This window comes from Flavicella sp. IMCC45537 (assembly GCF_057197705.1).
On the sequence record NZ_CM170067.1, the window covers coordinates 2,741,204 to 2,764,424 of the forward strand.

18 protein-coding genes are annotated in these 23,221 nt (G+C 33.4%); 7 read left to right on the plus strand and 11 right to left on the minus strand.

Annotated features, from left to right (window positions below):
- Positions 1-7: 7 nt before the first annotated feature.
- From AC2DGP_RS11290 to AC2DGP_RS11310, 5 genes are all read right to left on the minus strand, one after another.
- Positions 8-1,255 carry a glutamate-5-semialdehyde dehydrogenase gene (locus AC2DGP_RS11290; RefSeq protein WP_484490168.1) on the minus strand — a complete coding sequence of 416 codons (1,248 nt, stop codon included), beginning with the start codon at positions 1,253-1,255 and terminating at the stop codon, positions 8-10.
- A 51-nt stretch (positions 1,256-1,306) separates the two neighbouring features.
- Positions 1,307-2,377 carry a glutamate 5-kinase gene (gene proB / locus AC2DGP_RS11295; protein WP_484490169.1) on the minus strand — a complete coding sequence of 357 codons (1,071 nt, stop codon included), beginning with the start codon at positions 2,375-2,377 and terminating at the stop codon, positions 1,307-1,309.
- Between the two features lie 136 nt (positions 2,378-2,513).
- The gene (locus AC2DGP_RS11300; RefSeq protein WP_484490170.1) at positions 2,514-3,329 is read right to left on the minus strand and encodes a hypothetical protein; all 816 of its coding nucleotides are present in this window, start codon (positions 3,327-3,329) and stop codon (positions 2,514-2,516) included.
- A gap of 24 nt (positions 3,330-3,353) precedes the next feature.
- Positions 3,354-4,394, minus strand: coding sequence for an endonuclease/exonuclease/phosphatase family protein (locus AC2DGP_RS11305; RefSeq protein WP_484490171.1), 1,041 nt, complete (start codon positions 4,392-4,394; stop codon positions 3,354-3,356).
- On the minus strand, positions 4,297-4,626 hold the full coding sequence (locus tag AC2DGP_RS11310) for a hypothetical protein (protein WP_484490172.1): 330 nt from the start codon (positions 4,624-4,626) through the stop codon (positions 4,297-4,299). Before AC2DGP_RS11310 ends, AC2DGP_RS11305 begins: the two co-directional genes overlap by 98 nt.
- On the opposite strand from AC2DGP_RS11310, the gene AC2DGP_RS11315 reads away from it, so the two are divergent.
- Both AC2DGP_RS11315 and AC2DGP_RS11320 read left to right on the plus strand, forming a co-directional pair.
- On the plus strand, positions 4,617-7,232 hold the full coding sequence (locus tag AC2DGP_RS11315; protein WP_484490173.1) for a TonB-dependent receptor: 2,616 nt from the start codon (positions 4,617-4,619) through the stop codon (positions 7,230-7,232). The genes AC2DGP_RS11310 and AC2DGP_RS11315 overlap by 10 nt on opposite strands.
- Positions 7,233-7,243: 11 nt before the next feature.
- Positions 7,244-9,271 (plus strand): DUF5689 domain-containing protein, encoded by a 2,028-nt coding sequence (locus tag AC2DGP_RS11320; protein WP_484490174.1) that lies wholly within the window; start codon positions 7,244-7,246, stop codon positions 9,269-9,271.
- A gap of 3 nt (positions 9,272-9,274) precedes the next feature.
- On the opposite strand, the gene AC2DGP_RS11325 is transcribed toward AC2DGP_RS11320, so the two are convergent.
- Positions 9,275-10,933 carry a phosphoethanolamine transferase gene (locus AC2DGP_RS11325; protein ID WP_484490175.1) on the minus strand — a complete coding sequence of 553 codons (1,659 nt, stop codon included), beginning with the start codon at positions 10,931-10,933 and terminating at the stop codon, positions 9,275-9,277.
- A 475-nt stretch (positions 10,934-11,408) separates the two neighbouring features.
- Between AC2DGP_RS11325 and AC2DGP_RS11330 the strand changes: the two genes are divergently transcribed.
- A complete protein-coding gene (locus AC2DGP_RS11330) occupies positions 11,409-11,747 on the plus strand; it encodes a hypothetical protein (RefSeq protein ID WP_484490176.1) in 339 nt (112 codons plus the stop codon).
- A 51-nt stretch (positions 11,748-11,798) separates the two neighbouring features.
- Here the strand turns inward: AC2DGP_RS11330 and AC2DGP_RS11335 are convergent, their stop codons facing one another.
- Entirely contained in the window at positions 11,799-12,746 is a 948-nt protein-coding gene (locus tag AC2DGP_RS11335; RefSeq protein ID WP_484490177.1) for an endonuclease/exonuclease/phosphatase family protein, read from the minus strand.
- A 134-nt stretch (positions 12,747-12,880) separates the two neighbouring features.
- Here AC2DGP_RS11335 and hflX point away from each other — a divergent pair, with 134 nt between their 5' ends.
- The gene (hflX, locus tag AC2DGP_RS11340) at positions 12,881-14,092 is read left to right on the plus strand and encodes a GTPase HflX (protein WP_484490178.1); all 1,212 of its coding nucleotides are present in this window, start codon (positions 12,881-12,883) and stop codon (positions 14,090-14,092) included.
- 68 nt (positions 14,093-14,160) lie between these two features.
- Here hflX and AC2DGP_RS11345 read toward each other — a convergent pair whose 3' ends face one another.
- The 4 genes from AC2DGP_RS11345 to AC2DGP_RS11360 all read right to left on the minus strand — a co-directional run bounded on the left by AC2DGP_RS11345 (position 14,161) and on the right by AC2DGP_RS11360 (position 16,433).
- Positions 14,161-15,054 (minus strand): DUF3078 domain-containing protein, encoded by an 894-nt coding sequence (locus AC2DGP_RS11345; protein ID WP_484490179.1) that lies wholly within the window; start codon positions 15,052-15,054, stop codon positions 14,161-14,163.
- Positions 15,055-15,085: 31 nt separating this feature from the next.
- A complete protein-coding gene (locus tag AC2DGP_RS11350) occupies positions 15,086-15,592 on the minus strand; it encodes a DUF2480 family protein (protein ID WP_484490180.1) in 507 nt (168 codons plus the stop codon).
- Between the two features lie 16 nt (positions 15,593-15,608).
- The gene (locus AC2DGP_RS11355) at positions 15,609-15,929 is read right to left on the minus strand and encodes a DUF59 domain-containing protein (protein WP_484490181.1); all 321 of its coding nucleotides are present in this window, start codon (positions 15,927-15,929) and stop codon (positions 15,609-15,611) included.
- A 78-nt stretch (positions 15,930-16,007) separates the two neighbouring features.
- Positions 16,008-16,433 carry a SufE family protein gene (locus AC2DGP_RS11360; protein WP_484490182.1) on the minus strand — a complete coding sequence of 142 codons (426 nt, stop codon included), beginning with the start codon at positions 16,431-16,433 and terminating at the stop codon, positions 16,008-16,010.
- A gap of 98 nt (positions 16,434-16,531) precedes the next feature.
- Between AC2DGP_RS11360 and AC2DGP_RS11365 the strand changes: the two genes are divergently transcribed.
- The 3 genes from AC2DGP_RS11365 (at position 16,532) to AC2DGP_RS11375 (ending at position 23,129) form a co-directional block, all read left to right on the plus strand.
- Positions 16,532-17,467, plus strand: coding sequence for a PfkB family carbohydrate kinase (locus AC2DGP_RS11365; RefSeq protein ID WP_484490183.1), 936 nt, complete (start codon positions 16,532-16,534; stop codon positions 17,465-17,467).
- Positions 17,468-17,518: 51 nt separating this feature from the next.
- Entirely contained in the window at positions 17,519-19,414 is a 1,896-nt protein-coding gene (locus tag AC2DGP_RS11370) for an amidophosphoribosyltransferase (RefSeq protein ID WP_484490184.1), read from the plus strand.
- 175 nt (positions 19,415-19,589) lie between these two features.
- Complete coding sequence (locus AC2DGP_RS11375; RefSeq protein WP_484490185.1) at positions 19,590-23,129, plus strand: DUF8202 domain-containing protein; 3,540 nt, start codon at positions 19,590-19,592, stop codon at positions 23,127-23,129.
- Positions 23,130-23,221 lie beyond the last annotated feature (92 nt).

The window sequence follows — 23,221 nt, forward strand, 5'->3', positions numbered from 1 at the left end:
ATACTTCTTAGCTTCTTATTTGGCCATCGCCTCTTACAATCCATTTGTAGGTTGTAATTTCCTCTAATGCCATTGGTCCACGTGCGTGTAATTTTTGTGTACTGATTCCAATTTCTGCACCGAGTCCAAACTGAGCACCATCAGTAAATGCGGTTGAACTATTTGCATACACTGCTGCCGCATCCACATTGTTTAAATAGGTTTCTATTACGGCTTCATCTTCAGCAACAATAGCTTCACTGTGCTTAGAGCTATAGTCAGCAATATGACTCACAGCTTCATTTAAATCCGATACTGTTTTGATGGACATTTTATTCGACAAAAATTCTGTACCAAAATGGGTTTCATCGGCAATATGTAATAAGTTTTCTGGGTATGATCCTTTGATGCTTTCGAAGGCTTTTGCATCAGCATAGATTTCTGTTTCCTTTTCAATCAGTGCATTGGTGATGGTAGATAGGTCTTCTAATCTGTTTTCATGAATCAAAAGACAATCTAAGGCGTTACAAACACTCACTCTTCTGGTTTTCGCGTTTACAACAATATTTTTACCTTTTTCAATATCTCCACTCGCGTCAAAATAAGTATGAACGATTCCTGCTCCCGTTTCAATAACCGGTACTTTTGCGTTATCTCTTACAAAGTTGATCAAACCTTGACTTCCTCTTGGAATAATCAAATCAACATATTCAGTAGCTTCAAGCATTTCTGCAGTAGCTTTTCTGTCTGTTGGTAACAACGTAACCACATCTGTGTTTATATTGTGTTTTTCTAAAACTTCTTTTATGATGCCAACAATTACTTTGTTAGAAAATTCTGCATCGCTACCTCCTTTTAAAATACATGCGTTTTGCGTTTTAAAGCAAAGTGAGAAAACATCAAAAGAAACATTAGGACGTGCTTCATAAATGATTCCGATAACTCCCATAGGAACTCTTACCTTTGAGATTTTCAGACCGTTTTCAAGCTCTTTTTTAGATAAAATCTCTCCTACAGAACTAGTCAAGTTAGAAACATTGATAATGTCTTGAGAGATTCCCTTTATTCTTTCTTCAGATAACAATAAACGATCGTATTTAGGATCATTTATATCCATTCTGTCTAAATCTTTTTTGTTTTCTGTTAAAATTTCTTCAGTTCTAGCAACCGCTAATTCGGCAAGTTCTTGTAGAACTGTATTGATAGTTTCCGTAGATAAGGAAACCAATTCTCTACTGGCTTTTTTTACGGCTTTAAATGTATCTTGTGTGTTCATTTTAATGTTTTTTTACTGCAATAAATTGCATTTGAGTTATAGAACTCGGTTTTAATTCAGGAAAAGATAATTGTAATGTACAAGTGCATTATGATCTCTTTGTCCAATGTATGCATTAGCTTCTTCGGAATCGTATGCTACTTTTCCTAGGCCAATATTATTTTTGTCCTCATCAACAATGTTGATAACGTCTCCTTTTTTAAAAGAGCCTTCAATTGCTACTACCCCAACGGGAAGAACACTACTTGCATTGGAAGATAACAAGGCTTCTTTGGCTCCTTTGTTAATGATAATTTTAGCTTCACTAAAGTCTCCGGCTTGGGCTACCCATTTTTTTATTGGAGAAGTGTTTGATTCTGAGGCTTTGAAAAAAGTACCTGTTTCTTTTTGTAATAAGGCGTTTACAATATTGTTTTTGTTTCCATTTCCAATATAAACATCGATACCAAGACTTGCTATTTGTTTAGCGGTATTTGCTTTGGTAAGCATTCCTCCACGTCCAAATTCCGATTTGATATCTGATACTGCATTTTCTAAATCAACGGTTTCATCTTTGTATTCTTTGATGAGTTCAGCTCCAGGTTCATTAGGGTGAGCAGTAAAAATTCCATCTACATTAGACAGCAATATCAAACTCTCAGCAGAAATCATAGAAGCTACCAGTCCAGATAACTCATCATTATCTGTAAACATTAATTCTGTAACAGAAACCACGTCGTTTTCATTGATAATTGGAGTGATGTTATTTTCTAACAAAGCATCCAAACAGTTTTTGATGTTCAGATAATGCTGGCGCGTTCTAAAAGATTCTTTAGTAACCAATACCTGAGAACATAGAAGGTTATGATGAATAAACTCTTTGTTGTAAATTCCCATTAATTCTATTTGGCCGATGGATGCTAAAACCTGACGTTGGCTAACGGCATTTGAGCTTTTTACATTTGCAATACTCCTCCCCGCGGCTACCGCTCCAGAAGAAACTAAAATAACCTGAAATCCCGCTTTTTTTAAATCAGCTACTTGTGTTACAATATGAGCAATACGTTCCTTGTCCGGCAAGCCAGAGGCAAGTGTAAGCACATTAGAGCCAATTTTAATTAATATTTTTTTTGCGGTATCCATGTTTTTTAGGTTCATTTAAAAAATGAAGTTACAAAAGTACAAATTTGCACGATAACAGTGGGCTTGAATAACAAAAAACAGAAAAGCCTCTTCTGTGTTTAGAAAAGGCTTTTTAATGATGGTTTCAGGAGTAAAACTATTCTACTAAATTTCCGTCTAAATCGTAAAGTCTGAAGTATTCTTTTTCAGTTTCAAAATCTGATACATAGGTGATAACTCCGATTTGAGTATTTGTTGTATCATATAAAGGGTAGTCCATTGTAAGCTCTAATTCTTCAGAAGTTTCAATTTCTAAAAAGTCTTGATAATTCACTATCATTTCAAAATGATAGGTAGTGTTGTTTGCTTCAAACTCAAAGATATAATTGATGTCTATTTGTGGTTCAAACATTTTAGAAAAAACAGTTGGATTATAAGATATTAATAGATTAAAATAGCTTCCTTCAAGGAGGTTAAAAATGTTCCCATCAAAATTTAAGGATCCAGTTATATTTTCATTGGATGTTGATTGGATCAGATTCACAGTGAATTTCTTTGTATATGTCCCTTTGCTGTTCACGATGTATTCAAAGTCAGGACCTATAGTAGTCTGATTTTCTTTTGTGTAATATTGTAGAAACGAACCTTCGTTATATTGGATGCAATTAGTTGCAGGGTTCATGTTTTCATCAAAATAAGAAATTGTGGAAGTGAACGCCACTCCATTATAATTCTCAGTGTATGTTTCTGTGTGCTGACAATCGATGGATGTTTTTTCTTGACTTTTTTTCTCTGTATATTTTTTTTTAGCGGCCGTCTGAGAATCGTTATTTTCTCCAATTACGGAAGGGTCTAAAGAATTTAACTTTTTACTAATTTCTAATAGGTTGTTTTCATTCCCAGAGTTTTCATTGTTGTTACAAGAAACAATAAGTAACGCGAAAAACGCGATTTTGTAAAGGTGTTTTATCATAGGTTTTTTGTAAAACTAGTGTTTTTATTCTAGTTCTTTGATTAAATAAATGTAAACAGGATAGTGATCACTATAACCCTCTGTAAAATTCCCATTGCCAAAACTTCGAAAAGGATATCCTTTGTATTTACCGGTTTGCTGTGTGAGGTAACTTGGATTGAAAATATGGGCCTGGTAGAAGTTTAGCGTTTTGAATTTTTTTGATAGGAATTTACCGTTTATGATAATTTGGTCAAATAGATGTATGTTGTCTCTGTATCCAAGAGTTCCGAATCCTTTTTTATAAAGAGTTTCATAAGGGTTGTAGAAAAGGGTATCATTAGGTGTATTGCTAATTTCTTTAGTTTTTAAAACTTCTTTTAAACTTGAGTTGGTTGGATTGTCGTTGAGATCTCCCATTAAAATAATTTTTGAGTTGGGGTGACTTGAGAAAATACTATCACATATTTTTTTGTTTAGCAAGGCCGCTTTTTCTCTTAAAATTCTGCTTTTTTTTTCACCACCTCTTCTGGAAGGCCAATGATTTACAATGATATGTGTAAGTTCGTTTTCAAGGTAGCCAGAAACTAATAACTGGTCTCTTGTGTAGATTCGATATCCGTTGTTCGACCATAATTTTAATTCATACGAATGATGATGTATGGGAATAAATTTTTCTTTGTTGTAAACTAAAGCAACGTCAATTCCCCTTTTGTCAGGGGAGTCATAGTGAATATAGTTGTATTGGTTTTTTAGGGTTTGGTTTGTGTTTATCAAATCATGCAAAACAGAATTTGTTTCTATTTCTGCAACACCTAAAAGAGTTGGCGGTGCTTTAGTGTTCTCATAACCTATTTCTAAAATTACTTTTTGTAGATTTTTTATTTTTTTGAAATAAATTTTTGACCGGTTTCTTTTGATTTCCATTATCGGGCTCGCTTCATCATTAGTTAAAGGATTATTAATGGTGTCAAATAAATTTTCTAGATTATAAAAAGAGATGGTGTGGACGGTGTATTTCTTTTTTTGACCAAAATTTATTTGAGTCGATAGTATAAAAATCAAGAATAAAATTTTTTTTCTCATTGGCTTTTCTATTAAAGTTAGGATTTTTTTTTCGTAACTTAAATAAGCTATGATTTAAAAAAATATATGAAAAAGATAAGGTCTTCATCTTGTTGTGAGGTGTTTTGTTATTGCTTTTTATTTTGTTTTGTGTCTGTTTTTCATGCTCAAAAAAAAATATTAATTGAAGGAGTTGTTGTAAAATCACGTTCCAATACGGCCGCAGATTCTGTTTTGATTCGCTTGGCTTCAAATCAAGGGATATATGTTTATTCTGATGTTTCAGGTAGGTTTTCTATGGAGCTTGAAGATCGGAGTGATTTGGTTTTAGAATTCATCCTAAAGGGTTTTGAAACTCAGTATTTTTCATTAAAAAACACGCAGACTTCCAAGCTGTATTTAGGGACTATTGCATTGATTCCTAAAGAGGAAGAATTTATCTATTCTAATACATTGGAGCTATCAGAAGATGATTTGTTAGATAATGATATTGGTGGGGCAAATATTATTACAGGTTTGTTGCAGTCTTCAAAAGACGTATTTGTTCGCACAGCCGCCTTTAATTTTGGACAAGCTCGTTTTAAAATTCGCGGATATGATAGTCGTGAGGGGACGGTTTTGATCAACGGAATAAAAATGAATAAAATTCAAACAGGTAGGCCTAACTGGAGTAATTGGGGTGGCTTGAATGATGTGCTAAGAAATTTTAGTTTCAGTTATGGTGTAGCGCCTTCAGCTGTTAGTTTTGGTTCTGTTTTAGGGGTCACGAATTTCAAAACAAATGCTTCTGAGTATAGACCAAGTAGTTCATTGTCTTATGCAACGAGTAATGGTAGTTATAAAAATAGGTTTATGGTTTCTCATGCTACAGGGGTTTTGAAAAATAATTGGTCTTTTGCTTTTTCTTTTTCCACACGCTCGGCCAATAGCGGGGCTATAGAGGGAACAAATTATACTGCGTATTCAGCCTTTGTTAGTATTGATAAAAAAATAAATGCAGCACATTGTGTTGGGCTTACCCTTATCAGTGCTTTTAATCAAAGGGGTAGATCTTCTGCAAATACACAAGAGGTAATAGATTTAAAGGGAGGAAGATATAATTCTTATTGGGGAGGACAACAAGGTAAAGTTAGGAACTCCAGAATTCAGAAAGTAAATGAGCCTCTTATAATAGGTACCCACCGTTATAAAGTGAATAATACCACACAATGGGATACAAGTATTTCTTATCAGTTTGGTTATGTAAGTGCTAGTAGGCTGGGGTATGCAAATGTCAACAGTCCAGATCCTTCTTATTATAAATATTTACCAAGTGCTGCGCTGAGCTTTGGTGATTTTGGTGAGGCATATCGGCTGTCAGAAACCTTTGTTGAAGATGGGCAAGTAAACTGGTCTGAATTGTATAGTGTAAACCAAACCGTACAAAATTCAAGTTATTATTTGTATGAGGATAGAACAGAGGACAAGCAATTTTCTTTTCGTTCTGTTTTTAAAAAAACGATTAGCGAGCAAGTTAAAATCGAAGGAGGGGGTGGTTATCGATCTTTGGTAAGTTTTAATTATGCGAAAGTAATTGATGATTTAGGGGGTGGTGGTTTTTTGGATGTAGATGCTTTTGAACAGGGAGATAAGGCACAAAATAATTTAAATAATAGCAATAGAAGAGTCGTGCTGGGAGATTCCTTTTCCTACAATTACAAAGTAAATTTTTCTGAGTTAGAGCTTTTTTTACAATCGTCTTATAAATTAGAGAAAATTGAATTCGTTGGGGCAGTTAATTATGCTAAGACTGGTTTTGAGAGAACGGGTTTTTTTAAAAATGGAAAGTATCCCAATTCGTCTTACGGAACAGGAGGTAAAATATTCTTTGATGATTTTAGTGTAAAATTAAACACACTTTATAAGTTTTCAGGCAGGCATTTGTTGTATTCCAATATTGCCTTTATTTCTAGAGCGCCAACTTTAAAAAATACATATGCGAATGTTAGGGTAAGCAACCAAATAACCAGTGATCTATCCAGTGAAAAAATTAATACGTTGGATTTTAATTATCAATATAGGGCTCCTAGAATTAAATCAAGGATAACAGCATATTATAGTTGTTTCTCACAAGGAACTGAAAATTCATTTCTGTTTGCTGAAGGCTTGAAGGGAGATAATTCTGATTTTGTTGGACAGTCTCTAACCAATATTTCTAAACGTCATGTTGGACTAGAATTAGGAATTGATTTAGAATTGTCAAGTGAGGTTTCTTTAAACATAGTTTCAGCGATAGGGAGTTTTACTTATGCTAATAATCCGAATTTAAAAATTGAAACGGATTTGTTTGATTCCCATGAAGGGGATCTAGGGAGTGCTTATTTGAAAGGATATCATATTGGAGGAACTCCAGAAAAGGCTTTTTCTTTAGGCGTCAATTATAGGAACCCAGATTATTGGTGGGTAGCGGTAAATGGAAATTTTTTACAAAATCATTACTTGTCCATTTCGCCTTTGTTAAGAACTTCTAATTTTTATTTAGATGGAGATGGAGTGCCGTTTACAGAGGGTGATAATGCTGAGCAAATCACAAAAGTCGAAATTTCTGAATTGTTAGAACAAGAGAGATTTGATGATTTATTCTTGTTGAATTTGGTGGGAGGGAAATCTTGGAAATTGAAAGACAAATATATTGGACTTTTTGTGAGTCTAACAAATGTTTTAGGGGAGTTATATAAAACGGGAGGTTATGAGCAGGCCAGAAAAGCCAATTATCAAGAGTTAAAGGAGGATAGTTTGTTGAAACAGTCTCAGTTTGGTTCTAAGTATTGGGTACAAAACGGAACAGGTTACTATATGATATTGAGTGTTAGGTTCTAAAATTATTAGTTATGATAAAATATGTGTTTATTTTTAGTTTGTTATTGATTAGTTGTGATGTTCATCACGAGGTTCCGGATATTATTTGCGAAAATCAAAATATAAAAGAAACACATACGATGACACAGATTTTAGAGATGGCCGGATATGGGATAACAACATTCGAATCCGAAATAATTGTGGCAGGTTATGTTGTGAGTAGTGATGCTTCTGGAAATATGTATAAAATATTATCTATTCAAGATGCGCCAAGAAATCCCATGGTCGGGATTCAATTCTCTATTGATAAAAGCAACCTATATGCTCATTACCCTGTTGGCAGAAAGGTGTTTGTGAAATTAAAAGGCCTTTCTATTGGATATGGAAGAGGTGTTTTGCAAATAGGAAAAGCAGTGGCTGGTGAAATAGAGAGAATACCGTCTTCTGAAATATTTAATCATTTTATAAGGAGTTGTGAGGTTGAAAGTGTAGAGCCTCAGCCGATTCAGATATCACAAATTAACGAAAGTCATCTTCAGAAATTGGTAATGTTGGAGAATGTACAATTCGGAGAGGAAGATATTGGGGAGTCCTTTGGAGATGTCACCTCAACAAAAAATACAGAGAGAGAATTATACCAAGTGAACGATGGTTGTGATGATGTAGGGAAAATAAAAATAAATATTAGTGGTTTTTCAGATTTTAAAAATTTTGAAATCCCAAATAGGAAAGGTAATGTACAGGGGGTGCTAACAAAATATTATTCTGAGTTTCAGTTGTCTTTGCGAGATGAAAATGATGTGAAATTAACCGATGAACGTTGCTCTATTATAAGATCAACAGACGCAACAATATCTTATCAAGAAATTATTTCAAAGTATACAGATGAGGTGGTAGAATTTGGTGTTGATGAAAATTATGTTTTTGAAGGATATGTTATATCGTCAGATCAAGAGGGTAATTTTGCAAATACACTTTACATACAGGATGAATTTGAAAGTCCTGAAGGAGGGTTTAAAATTTTGATAGACGAAGAGAATCTTTTTGAAAAATTTTCTGTTGGGGATAAGGTCTATTTGGAATTAAATTATTTGTATCTAGATAAGGTAAATGGACAATTTTCAATAGGAATTTTTGATGAGGGTACCGTTGGACCTATTAAAGAGGGGAATTTAGATAGGTATATACAAACGGTTGCTGAAAATTATGAAATAATTCCGATAGAAAGGAGGTTAGATGAATTGACTTTAGAAAAATATCAAAATACGTTGGTAACGGTTCAAGGGGTTCAGTTAAAAGAAAATGAAATAGGCAAAGCATTTGCCTATTTTTCAGGCACTGAAAGTGCCTCTAGGAAATTTTCAGCATGTGAAGAATTTCATTTTATTGAACTAGAAACTTTAGGGAGTGCTTCTTTTGCAAATAATAAAGTTCCGATTAAGAAAGGTGAAATTACTGGGGTATTGTATCGCAAAGGGGAGCAATTAAAAATGCAAATACGTTCTTTAGAAGATGTTGAGTTTGATCAGGATTATGAAACATGTGAAGAGGTTGAAAAAAATATACTAATAACCGAAGTGGCTGATCCTGAAAACAATATTGGGTCAAGGTTTGTGGAGCTTTATAATGCCGGAGATTCAGCAGTGTCTTTGAATGGATGGAAATTAAAGAAATATTTAAACGGTTCTAGTAATGCTAGTTCTGGAGGTGTGGATTTATCAGGGTACATAATGGAGGCGAAAGAATTCTTTATCATAGCTAATGAAGGTTTCGAAGTAGATTTTGATATGACTGCAGATTTTGTAACGAATTATATATCTGGCAATGGAGACGATGTATATGAATTAGAAGATTCAGATGGGCAAGTGCATGATGTTTATGGTGTAAGGGGAGAAGATGGTTCCGGCACCAATTGGGAGTATTTGGATGGGAAGGCAGTTAGGAAATTAGAAGTAGATTCAGCAAGTAATCATTTTGATTTATCTGAATGGGAAATATTTTCTAAAACTAGTGGTCATAAACAGCTTTCCCCACAAAATTTTTCTCCTTGGATAAGATGATTTTTATTTGTCGATTCTCATAACTGTACCATCTGGTTTGATAGCGGTTCTATTGCCAACTAATAGGCTGTCTGAAAATAAATCATGTTTTGGATTGTGGAGTTTTGTTCTGAATCCACCAAGAGTTGACATGGTGTGGAATATTATTTCAGAAGAAAGTTTTTCGTCTTTTTTTGAATTTAGAATTTCGACACGTTTTTTGTTGTAGTTGTCCGAATGCCAAATTAGCATAGGTATCTCTAATTCGTATTTGCTTGGAGTTGCTGTACCGTGGAGGAATAGCTCGCGATCATCATCGAAAAGATTTTCTCCATGGTCAGATACATATAGCATTAATGATTTCTCTTTTGTTTCTTTTAAGAGTGAGATTATATTATGTAGTAAATAGTCTGTTAATAAAATAGAGTTGTCGTAAGAGTTTAGGTACTCTTGTTTATGAGAAATGTTGTTTTCAGATACGGAAAGTGTGTTTTTTAGTTCTGGTTGGTAAACCGCAAACTTTTTAGGGTATCTTAAGTTGTACCTGTAATGACTACCTATACAATGAATAACAATGAGTTTTTTTGTGCTATTGTTTTTTTTAAGAATACCTTTTAAATAAGGTAATATTGCTAAGTCGTTGTTTTCCATGTCTAGGTTAGTCGAGGTGTCAAACCTGTAATCTGATTGCTTTGAGTATAAATTATATGTTGAGGAGATAGAATAGCGTTGGTTTGTAATCCAGTAGGTTTTATAGCTGTTTTCTTTAAAAGCATGTATGAGTCCTAGCTCATCATGAGCATTTTTATGTGTACTAGGACTAATGCTGGAAAGTATTTGTGTAAAGCTTGCAAGTGTAAAATTTGCACAAGAGGTAAATTGGGAGAATGGTATGAGGTTGGTTTCTTTTGCAAGAAAAGGTGTTGTTTGTCTTTCGTAACCGTAAATTTGGAAATTCTTTCTTCTTGCAGTTTCTCCTATCACAAGGATAATAGTCTGATCTTCGTTTTCGTTTAGAGTTTTGTTTTTGTAAGTGAAATACTGGTTTTTTTTGTCAAAACTATTTTTTTGATGAGTTTGTTTAATAGTTTCTTTTAGTTTGAGAAAAGAGCCTACAGGAAAAGTTTTTTTTAGTTTTACTGTAATGTGGTATAATGTTGCTTCAATTATCTGACCTTTTGAGAAAGTATAGGCAATCTTTATATCTCTTGCTAATATTAGTAATATAAAGGATAAAGAAAAAATTGCTATTACTTTTTTTCCGTTTTTTCCTATTGAGAAGTGAGAATTTAGTTTTTTGGAAAGATATATGTAGAGAGTAATGTATATTATTGCTATGCTAACATAGCAAACATTTCCTGAAATTAGTTCTAAAGCTTCATTTGTGTGTGTTTCATAGAGTGCAAGGAGATGCATTGTTGTGGATTGCGTTTTGCTTAACGTAAGTACAAATAAATCAGTAATTGCAAACGGAATCGTAATTGTTAAAAATAGGAAATATGATTTAGGTTTTAAAAAAGATAAGGGTAGTAGTAGTAATGCCGTTGTGTAGTTGAAAAAAACTATTTTTTTTAGGATTGTCACGACTGCAGAGTCTTCACCATAATAAATAAATAATATATTAGGTAGCATGAGCAGGAAGATTAGTGTGACTAATATAATTATGTTTTTTTTTCGGTTCAATGATTTTTGTATACTAGATTCCACTTATTATGGGTAATAATTATTTAACGTAATGCATTATCATTTTTAATGATGATGGCTCGAATGATTTGAATTTTGTTGATGTAAAAGTAATGACTAAAAATAGAAATTATTGAGAATTGGAATTCTTTTTTATGCTGTAAGATCTCTTAGAGTTTAGAGGACAGGTCTGTTATTTTTCCAATAAATTTACATTTAGGTAACATTTAAAAAGCTTCTGATTTATGGTATTGATGATTAATCTTTATGACTCTTTTAAACTGTCAAAAAAAGGAGTTTATTTATAGATAATAGTGAAAAGAGAGTTTGATTTTTATAAAATTCTCAATGTGAATATTTGGTTAATAGAATCCTTGTTTGATGTTGTGTTAACCAAAAGAAGAGGTTTTGTTGAAGTGTTTTTTTCAATTTTATTTTTGCATTGAAAGTATCTTTGTAATAGAAATTAGAAATTATGAAAAAAATCATTTTAGTAATGTTCGCCCTAGTTTTAGGAACCGTTGCAACGATTGCAGCAAATCCAGAAACAATGACAATCAATGAAAAATTAAGAAGTGAAATCGAAAGATTATTAGATCATCCTGATTTTTTAGAAAATGAAAGAATTATTTCAGCGAAAGTTGAATTTTTAGTAAATAAGCGAGGGGAAATAGTGGTCCTTATGGTTGATTCACAAGATGAGAAAATTATAAATTTTATCAAATCAAGGTTGAATTACCAGTCAGTAGTAAAAGCTTCTGATGAGTTGAAAAATAAGAAGTTTTCTATACCGGTTAAGGTAATAAAAAAGTAAAAAAAGTTAATAACGCATAAAACCCGAACTAAAAATAAAGTTCGGGTTTTTTTATGCATTTTTAGTTTTTGCGAGTAATACAAACACAGGGAAATGGTCGCTATAACCACCTTGATAGTATTTTCCTGAATAGGTTCTAAAAGGTTCTGATTTGTGTCTGCCTCTTGGGTTTGTCAGAAAAGGAGCACTAAAAATATGGGCTGCTTGATAGGAGTAATTGTTTGGTGTATTTTCGAAAAAATTTTCAGAAAGAATTATTTGATCAAACAGCATCCATTTACCGTAAAATTTAGAAGCTCCTTGATTGTTTTGATATAATTTTAAACTTGGGTTTCTAAAGTTAGACGTCACCAAATGTTTTTGAATACTATCATCATCCGGGTTGTCGTTGAAATCACCCATAATAACAATTTTAGGATCTGTTTCGTCAATATTTGCCATCTCTTGATGCAATATGGAGGCTATCTCTATTCTTTTTTTACGGGTTTCATCAAAACCAGATCTTTTAGAAGGCCAGTGATTTACATAGATATGAATAATTTCATTGTCCAGTTTTCCTTTAACATATAAGATGTCTCTTGTGTAGTCTCTAACGTTGTTGGAGTCATAAACAATGATCGGAATTGCTTTGGAGTCTAATAGTTGAAATTGTTCTTTATTGAATAACAAAGCCGTATCTATGCCTCTTTCATCAGGAGAATCATAATGCACGTAATCATATGGTAAATACTGTAAGGCATCAGATTTTAGTAGGTCGTCAAGCACCATGCTGTTCTCTACTTCGGCAAGCCCAATAAAAATTGGCGGAAGTTGGGAGTAATCCTCTCCAATTCGCGTAATAGCTTTTCCTAACTTTTCTATTTTTAATTGATAGCGATAAGGTCCCCATTTCTTTTTACCCTTGGGTGTAAATTCTCTATCTAGGGTGTGAGGACTGTCTTCTGTATCAAATAAATTTTCAACATTATAAAAGGCTATTGAAAGGGGAGATATGGTCATTAAGTAGTATTGTGAGTAAAAATCTAAAGTACATAATTAAATCAAGCAGGGGTGTTTAATTGTGAATTAAATCAATAGAAAGGAAGTCGTTGTTATTTGGTTATGCTCTTTAACAAAAATCGTACATTTGTAGCATGATTGATAAGAAAAAAGTTACATCTGAAAAAACGGTTCTTATAGGGGTTGTTACGCAACATCAAAATGATGCTAAAGCGAAAGAATTTTTAGATGAGCTAGAATTTTTGGTAAAAACTGCTGGAGGAGTTTCTGTTAAGAGATTCGTGCAGAATGTAGAAAAACCACACCCTAAAACCTTTATTGGTAGTGGTAAGTTAGAAGAAGTAAAAAGATATATAGATACACATCATATAGGAACAGCAGTTTTTGATGATGAGTTGTCGCCAGCACAATTGCGTAATATTGAGAAAGTGTTGGATTGTAAGATTTTGGATCGAACCAATTTAATTCTTGATATTTTCGCCCAGCGTGCACAAACAAGTTATGCAAGAACACAAGTGGCTTTGGCCCAATGTCAATATTTACTGCCAAGGTTAACTAAGTTGTGGACCCACCTTGATAAACAAAAAGGAGGTATTGGACTTCGTGGACCTGGGGAAACTGAAATTGAAACGGATAGACGTATCGTACGAGATCAAATCAATGTATTAAAGAAAAGACTCGTAACGATTGATAAGCAGATGGCGATTCAAAGAAAAAACAGAGGGCAATTAGTTCGTGTTGCTTTAGTTGGTTATACCAATGTAGGGAAATCTACTTTGATGAATGTTGTCAGTAAGTCTGATGTTTTCGCAGAAAATAAATTGTTCGCAACTTTAGATACTACCGTAAGAAAAGTGGTTATTAAGAATTTACCTTTTTTGATGACTGATACTGTTGGGTTTATTAGAAAATTACCAACTCAGTTGGTAGAGTCGTTTAAATCTACTTTAGATGAGGTTCGTGAGGCGGATTTGTTATTGCATGTAGTGGATATTTCACATAAAAATTTTGAGGATCATATAGATTCTGTAAATAATATTTTAGCTGAAATTGAAAGTTCAGACAAGCCTGTAATGATGGTTTTTAATATGATTGATGCTTATGAACACGAGACCATAGACGATGATGATTTGGTGACTGAAAAAACCAAAGCGCATTATACGCTGGAGGAGTTAAAGAAATCATGGATGTCTAAGATGGAAAATAACTGTGTGTTTATTTCTGCTCTTCACAAACAAAATTTAGAGGACTTTAAATCTAAAGTATATGAAGAGGTAAAGAAAATTCATATCAAACGTTTTCCTTACAACAGTTTTTTATACGAGGAGTATACGGAAGAAAGCTAAGAAAGAATAAATACTAAAAAAGCCCTTTGAGAATCTCAAAGGGCTTTTTTAATATTTAGTGTGTTGTATTAGAAGTTGTAGCTAATTCCGACACCAAAAGTTTGTCTTACTTGTAATGCGCTATATGCGTTGTCATCATAAACAGTTTGTACTGTTAGGTTTGTAGAGAATACATCATTAATTTTCATTACTAAGTTCATGGTGTAGTCAAAATCTACGTTTTGAGGTTTTTCAATATAGTCAGAGAAAATAGTAAGGATGTTCTCCATATTGATGTTTTTCATTAAGTCTACTCTATAGTAACCACGCATATTCAAACCAAATTCATAACGTACAGATTCTCCTGGCTTTACACCGTATGTTTCAATGTCGTTACTAGATTCGTATTGCGTTTTGTCATCATTTAAAGTAAATACTTCTCCTGTTAAGAATGTGAATTTAGAAGTAATTGGAGCGATATTCACAGATAGATTGTCGCTCTTTTTCCAGAAGAAACCGGGACCAAAACTTAAGTAACCAGGTTTCATGAAACCAGAAGTAGGAAAGGCTAAGTTGTCACCTAAAAAGTCATCATCATAATCATAACCATTAACGAACTGCGTTTTGAAGTTTGCGAAGAATGAGAAATTCCATGTTTTAGTAAACTGTTTACCTAAAATGGAGTTAAACTCAAATCTATCATCGGTTTTCTTAGTGTCTTCTCCTTCAATTGCGTTGATACCTAAACTTGCAATTAATTTGTTGTCAAATACCCATCCGTTTTTAGAGTAGTTAAAGTCGTAGTTCAAACTAACATTTCCTGAGAAGGCGTTGTCACCTCCTGGTTGCCAGTTAGAAAATGAAGATTGATTCATTAAGAAACTGATTTTTCCAGTTGTTTTCCAGTTTCCTTCTTTTTCTTTTTCTTGAGCAAATAAAATTGTGCTTGTTAGGAAAGCAGCAAAGAGTAATACTTTTTTCATAATTAGGTTTTTAAAAGTGTCAAAGATAATGTTATTTAGGTTTTTTGTATAATGGAACTGTAGAACAGGCTTCACCATACATCACTGAGTTTGCAATTGGTAGTATTTTTTCAATCAATTGCGTATATGCACTTGCGGGTATCGGTTTATTAGCACAGCCTTTTATTATAACTGGTCTATTTTCAATACTGCTTGTGTCTATGTTTTTAATGATGTCTTGATAAAGAGTTGTCTCTAAAAGAGTCAAATCTCCAACTACTATTTTTTTAGCAAAAGGAGCTGCTTTTGTGGTGATTAATAAATAGGCCCATGAGGGAATAATAGCATCTACAGAGCAAGTCAAGGCAACATAACTACCTTGCAATGTTGACCAATCAAAAGATTCAATAGAAGCTCGAAAGTCTTTTTCTTTTAAAATAAGTTCTTGAAAAAGCCACTTTTTTATGTCAAATAAAACACGTTCTCCAGCAGGATAGTAGTCTTCTAGGTCAATAGTAACCAACTTGCTATTGGCAACTTTATTTACAATTTCTCCCATTTTTTTAGTTAATGAATTATAGAAAACCTAGTTCTAGTTTGGCTTCTTCACTCATCATGTCTTGAGTCCATGTTGGGTCAAAGGTAATCTCAACCTCTGCACTATCAATTTCTTCAAGCTGTTCTATTTTATTTTCAACTTCTTTAGGAAGTGTTTCTGCAACCGGACAGTTTGGTGAAGTTAAGGTCATTAAAATTTTAGCCTCTTTATGGTCGTTAACCATTACGTCATAGATCAAACCTAATTCGTAAATATCTACTGGGATTTCAGGATCAAATATTGTTTTCAATACCTGAACAATTTTTTCTCCTATATCTGTAATTTGAGATTCTTCCATTTTATTATGTTTTATTTTTCTGATGACAAAGATACTAATTATACTTCTCAGTGCTTTGTTCGTAATTAATTCTGAACCTTACGAGTTTGATTTGCTTTGAAAAGCTAAGGCGTATAGTTTGATTTGTTTGATCATTGATACTAAACCATTAGCTCTTGTTGGAGATAGATGTTCTTTTAATTCAATTTGATCAATAAAAGACATATCTGCATTGATAATATCTTCAGGTTTTTGATTGTTAAAAACTCGTAAAAGAAGTCCTACAATACCAGCAGTTAAAATGGCATCACTCTCTGCAGTAAAAAATAAAGTGTCATTTTTCAATTCAGAATGTAACCAAACTTTAGATTGACAGCCTTTAATTAAATTCTCATCTTTTTTAAATGCTTCATCTATAATAGGTAATGATTTTCCAAGATCAATTATGTGCTCATAGCGCTCCATCCAATCTTCAAACATAGAAAACTCATCAATAATTTCTTCTTGTATTTCTTTGATAGTCATATTTTAAACTTATTTTTGCAAAGTTATTGAATCACGCTGAGGTTTAAAGAATTTTATACAAAAGATTCTAACTTTTTAAATGACTAAAAATTAAGTAAATGAGTAAATTATTGATCGTTGGTACCGTTGCATTTGATGCAATACAAACACCTTTTGGGAAAACTGATAAAATTTTAGGAGGAGCAGCAACATATATTGGTTTGTCTGCTGCTAACTTTAATGTAGATTCAGGGATCGTATCTGTTGTAGGGGGAGATTTTCCTCAAGAGTACTTAGATATGTTGAATGACAGAAAAGTAGATACTGCTGGTGTTGAAATCGTTAAAGAAGGAAAAACATTCTTTTGGTCAGGAAAGTACCACAACGATATGAATACTAGAGATACTTTGGCTACAGAGTTGAATGTTTTAGAAAACTTTAATCCTGTAGTGCCAGCTGAATATAAGGATGCAGGAATAGTGATGTTAGGAAATTTACATCCTTTAGTTCAAAATGCAGTATTAGAGCAAATGACAGAAAAACCGAAATTAGTAGTTCTAGATACTATGAATTTTTGGATGGATATTGCAATGCCAGAATTGAAAGCAGTGATTAAAAAAGTAGATGTAATTACTATTAATGACGAAGAGGCGCGCCAATTAAGTGGAGAGTATTCTTTATTAATTGCAGCAGAAAAAATCCAAGCAATGGGGCCTAAATATGTTGTGATTAAAAAAGGAGAGCATGGAGCTTTATTGTTTCATAAAGACCAGGTATTCTTTGCACCAGCATTACCATTAGAAGAAGTTTTTGATCCAACAGGAGCGGGAGATACGTTTGCGGGTGGATTCTCTGGGTACTTAGCAAAAACCGATGATGTGTCTTTTGAAAACATGAAAAATGCTTTGATTCACGGTTCAAACTTAGCTTCTTTCTGTGTAGAGAAATTTGGTACAGAGCGCATGCAAAATGTAACAGAAACTGAGATTAATGAACGTTTGTTAAGTTTTAGAAATTTAACAAAATATGAAATGGAAATTCCTTCAAAAAAATAAATCATTAGTACAAACGGTAGTTAGTTAATAACACCAAAAGAGAATTATATTATGAGTGATGCTATTAAACATGAATGTGGAATCGCAATGGTTCGTTTGTTAAAACCTCTTGAGTTTTACAAAGAAAAATATGGATCTGCATTTTACGGAATTAACAAGATGTACTTGTTAATGGAGAAGCAACACAACCGTGGACAAGATGGTGCTGGTTTTGCAAGTTTAAAATTTAATGCGAGTCCGGGTACTCGTTATATCAGTAGGGTGAGATCTAATCAATCACAACCTATTCAAGATATTTTTGGTCAAATTAATGATCGTTTGAATCAAGGTTTAGTTGAAAACCCAGATAAGGTAGATGATGTTGCTTGGCAAGAAGAAAATTTACCATATATCGGTAACTTGTTTTTAGGACATGTACGTTATGGTACTTCTGGTGGAAATAGTATTGAAAATGTGCATCCATTTTTACGTCAAAGTAACTGGAGACATAAAAATTTAATTGTTGCGGGTAACTTCAACATGACTAATTCTTCTCAGTTGTTAGAAGAATTGATAGAATTAGGACAGCATCCAAAAGAAAATACTGATACGGTTACCGTAATGGAAAAGATTGGACACTTCCTAGATAACGAAGTGGAAAGCTTATACCAAGACATGAAAGGTGGGGTAAGTAAAAAAGATGCTTCTCCTTTAATTGCAGAAAGAGTTGATATTCAAAGAATATTAAAAAGAGCAACTAAAAGTTTTGATGGTGGTTATGCAATGGCCGGTTTATTAGGACATGGAGATGCTTTTGTAATGAGAGATCCTGCAGGAATTAGACCTACATTTTATTATCAAGATGATGAAGTTTTAGTTGTCGCATCTGAGCGTCCAGTGATTCAAACGGTATTTAATGTGCCATTAGAGTCAGTAAAGGAATTGGATAGAGGGCATGCGATTATTGCTAAGAAATCAGGTAAAATTACAGTAGCTCCTATATTAGAGCAATTACCAAAAAAATCATGTTCTTTTGAGCGCATTTATTTCTCTAGAGGAAGTGATGCTGATATTTATACTGAGCGTAAAAATTTAGGGAAAATTGTTTTTCCAGAGATCTTGAAAAAGATTGATAATAATATTTCGAATACTGTTTTTTCTTACATTCCAAATACAGCGGAAACTTCTTTTTATGGGATGAGAGAGGCTGCAGAAGATTTTTTAAACCAACAGAAGTTGTCTAAAATTTTAAAGGGGAAAAGAGAAATTTCACCTGAAAAATTGAATGAAATTTTATCAGAAAGACCTCGTGTTGAAAAAATAGCTGTAAAAGATGTAAAGCTTAGAACATTTATTGCAGATGATAATAGTCGTGATGATCTTGTTGAGCATGTTTATGACATTACTTATGGTGTGGTTAAGAAGAATGATAACCTTGTTATTATTGATGATAGTATCGTAAGAGGAACAACGTTAAAAAAGAGTATTATTAAAATTTTAGATAGGTTAAACCCTAAGAAAATTGTGATAGTTTCTTCAGCTCCACAAATTAGATATCCTGATTGTTATGGAATTGATATGGCAAAAATTGGTGACTTTATTGCTTTTAGAGCGGCGTTAGAGTTATTAAAAGATACAGATCAATATCATATCGTAACGGACGTATATAAAAAATGTATGAAGCAACGCGTTAAGGAGGATGCAGGTATAGAAAATTTTGTAAAAGAAATTTATGCTCCTTTTACTGCAGTGCAAATTTCTGATAAGATTGCTGAAATGTTAAAAACATCTTCTGTAAAAGCAGATGTAGAGGTGATTTTCCAAACAATTGAAGGTCTGCATGAAGCTTGTCCTGATCATACAGGAGATTGGTATTTTAGTGGTGATTATCCAACCAATGGTGGAAAAAGAGTTGTAAATGAGGCTTTTATTAATTTCTATGAAGGAAAAAATAAAAGAGCATATTAAAAAAAACAAATAGTAAATAACAAACCTCTTATGATTTCATAAGAGGTTTTTTTGTAAATATATGTTAATTACTTAACGTACTGTTGCTTAATGTGTTAACTATTGTTTAGGGATGAGGTGTATTTTGTAAGTTTTGTGTTCTGATTACTACTTTTATAATTGCTAAGTAGTTGTGATGAAGAAATTTACATACATATCGGTGATTTTTTGTTTGGTTTTTATAAACCAACAATATGGGCAAACAATTCTTATTAATGAGGATTTTTCAGGAGGGTTACCTTCAGGATGGTCCAATATTGATAATGGTAGTAGTCCCGCGGGTGATGTATGGAGTTTTGATGATCCAGGGAATAGAAATATTTCCGCTGGAAATTTTAATGGAAATTATGCTATTCTAGATAGTGATCATTACGGTAGAAATAATTCTCAAAATGCTACCTTAGAAACTTCTAGTTTTAATACTTCAAATTTTGATGCAGTTACCTTAGTGTATGATTATCAGTATCGTGATTATAGATCACCGGAATCTTGTACTGTTGAGGTGTATAATGGTTCTGTATGGACAACTGTAGCAAATTATACAACAAATTCTGGTGACAATTTTAATGGGGCTTCAAATGTAGTTATAGATATCACAACGGAGGTCGGAAATAGTTCAAACGCAAAGATTAGATTTACTTATACAGGAGATTGGGACTGGTGGTGGGCTTTGGATAATATTCAAGTAACTGGAACTTCAGCACCAAATACTACGTCAGGATATTTAGGACCTGGGGGGGTAGGGAATACTGATGGTGTCTCAAATTTGTCAGCTTGGTATTTACCAACGATGCTTAGAGCGAGTGGTGATATTTCTCCTAATGATGGGAATACAATTGCTACGTGGTTGGATAATTCAGGGAATGGTAAAACAATATCAAATTCAGGTTCAGCTACCTATGAAGCAGATGCTTCCAGTTTGGTGAATGGAAACCCAGTTTTAAATGCTGTGGCATTAGATCGGGATTTTGTGACTTCTAGCGCTGTAGAGGCTCAAACGCTAATTGCAGTAAATATACCTAGTCAAAGAACTAATTTTAGTGGTTTGATTGGGTTTGAGGGGGATAAAGGTATTAGAAGACCAAGTGCAACTGATAATGTATGGCAATATGCTGGAGGAGGCGATGGTGTAAATAATGATACATGGTCTGGTACTTCAGGAGGTTCTTATGTAAATGGATCCACAAACAATGCGGGAACTCATAATAATTCTCTTCATATTATTCAGCAAGACAGACCAACTTCTTACTCAAGTAATTTGTATGTGGGTGGATATTATGCTGGAAGAAGTTTTACGGGTGAAATAGCTGAGATAATTGCTTTTGACGAAACTTTAAATTTGGCGGAAAGAATTATTGTTCAAAATTATTTGGCTGCAAAATATGGAATTTCACTTGTAGCAAACGATTTTTATACACAAGATGATAGTGGGAATGGTGATTTTGATTATCATGTTGCTGGAATAGGAAAAGCTTCAGATAACAGTCAGCACACGGATTCTCAGGGAACAGGTATCGTGAGGATTAATACCCCGTCATCACTTAGTTCCAATAGTTTTTTGTTTTGGGGAGAAGATCAGATAAATGCTACTTATGAGTTTTTAGAAGCTTCAGTTGCAACCAATTATTTGTCCCGTTTGAATACAAATTGGCGTGTTTCTAAAAGTGGATCCGTTGGTACGGTTTCTTTTTCTGTCAATGCTTCGGATATAGTCTTTAACGCATCAGAAGGATGTAATAATCCTAAATTAATAGTGAGTAATTCTTCTGATTTTTCAAATAAAACCAGCTATGATTTATCTTTGATGGGGGGTGTTTATACGGCTTCTGATGTGGTTTTTAACGATGGAGATTATTTTACACTAGAATATCATGATTTAATTGTAGTTGATGGGGTGCAATTTTACAATGGGTCAGGTGCTAGTGGTGTTCCTGATATAACAGATGATTGTTACAAGTTATTAGTGAAAAGCTCAGCAACTGGGGATTTAACAATTAGTGAAAATGCAGATGTAAGAGAGGTTGAAATTGAGTCTGGAGGGAAATTAGTAGTTTCAACAGGAACAAGATTGCAGGTAGCAGAGGGGATTGACAATAGTGGAGAAATCAGATTGATGGGTACTTCTCAGTTGCTACAAATTCATTCAGGAACAACTAAAAACTCAGGTAATTCGGGGGTTTTATATATAGATCAACAAGGGACAAACGCGAGTAAATATAGATATAATTACTGGTCGTCTCCTGTAGTTCCAGTTGGAAATTCTAAATATAGTGTGGGTGCTGTTTTAAAAGATGGGTCAACTCCGACCTCTAAGGGTACACAGCCGTCTTCAGTTAATTTTACTAATGGATACGATGGAGATGCAACTACAAGTCCAATTACGATATCTAGCTATTGGATTTATCAGTTTAATGCAAGTTGGGCTCAATTAGGGGTCAATGGAGAAATTGATCCAGGTCTAGGGTATTCCATGAAAGGCCCTGGGGCAATTCAGAGGTACACCTTTGTTGGGGTGCCAAATGATGGAGAATACAAAATTAATGTTACTAAAGATAATTCTACTTTAGTTGGAAATCCTTACCCATCTGCCATAGATGCAGATGCTTTTCTTGCGCTAAATAATGAGACTAATGGAGTTATTGATGGTAGTATTTATTTCTGGGAGCATAATGGAGAGGTTTCCACTAATGGGAATGAAGGACATTATAAGTCTAATTACCAAGGTGGCTATGCGATTCGGAATAAAGGAGGTGGTGTTGCTGCGGTTGCCCCACCAGGAGTCAACGGAATAGGGAATGGTTCTGGAGTTGAACCAGGTCAATATATAGCAGTCGGTCAAGGTTTCTTTGTAAATGCCTTGAAGGATGGAGAGGTTGTTTTTAATAATTCCATGCGTGCATTTAAAGAAGAGGGTTCTGAGTCTGTATTCTTTAAAAATGGAAAAAAGAAAAAAAATCAAACGGATGAGAAGGATCATAGATTGCCATCAGTGAGATTAGGTTTTGATCAAGAGAATGAAGATGGGGTTTTGTTAAGACGTCAGTTGTTGGCTGTTTTTAAAGAAGGACTTACAGAAGATTATGATAATGGTTATGATAGTAGTTTGTATGATACGCAGAAAAATGACGCCTATTGGGTAACGAATGGCACAGATAAATATGTGATTACTGGTAGAAGTGAATTTTCTGTAGATAAAGAACTAGCAATAGAAGTGTCAATGGATAAACAGGCTGTTGTATCGTTTGAGGTGCTAGAAAAGTATGCGATCAATCATAAAGTTTATTTACATGATAAGGTGAACGATATATATTATGGTTTGAATGGAAACAAAATTTCTTTGTTGCTAGAGAAAGGGGTGCACTCTAATAGATTTTATTTGACTTTTAAAGAAGATACTACGCTTGATGTTGATGATGAAATAACTTTAAAAGATAGATTACTAGTATATGTTAATAATTCCGAAGAACAATTGGTAATCAACAGTAATAGTTCTGTTGAATTGTTACAGATGAAAATATTTGATGTTTATGGAAATCTACATTATTCAGTGGTTGAATTTGAAAATGGAACTACAGAACACAATATTAATATACAAAGTTTACAACCAGGTGTGCATATTGTGCAGTTAGAGACTAGTGTTGGCTTGGTTTCTAAAAAAATATTGATAATTAGATAAAAGACTTCTGTTCTTAGTCTTATATATACTTCTTTTTTAACATTCGTTTATAATTTTATCTCTTTTTGTAAGAATTCTGGTAAAATTGCTAC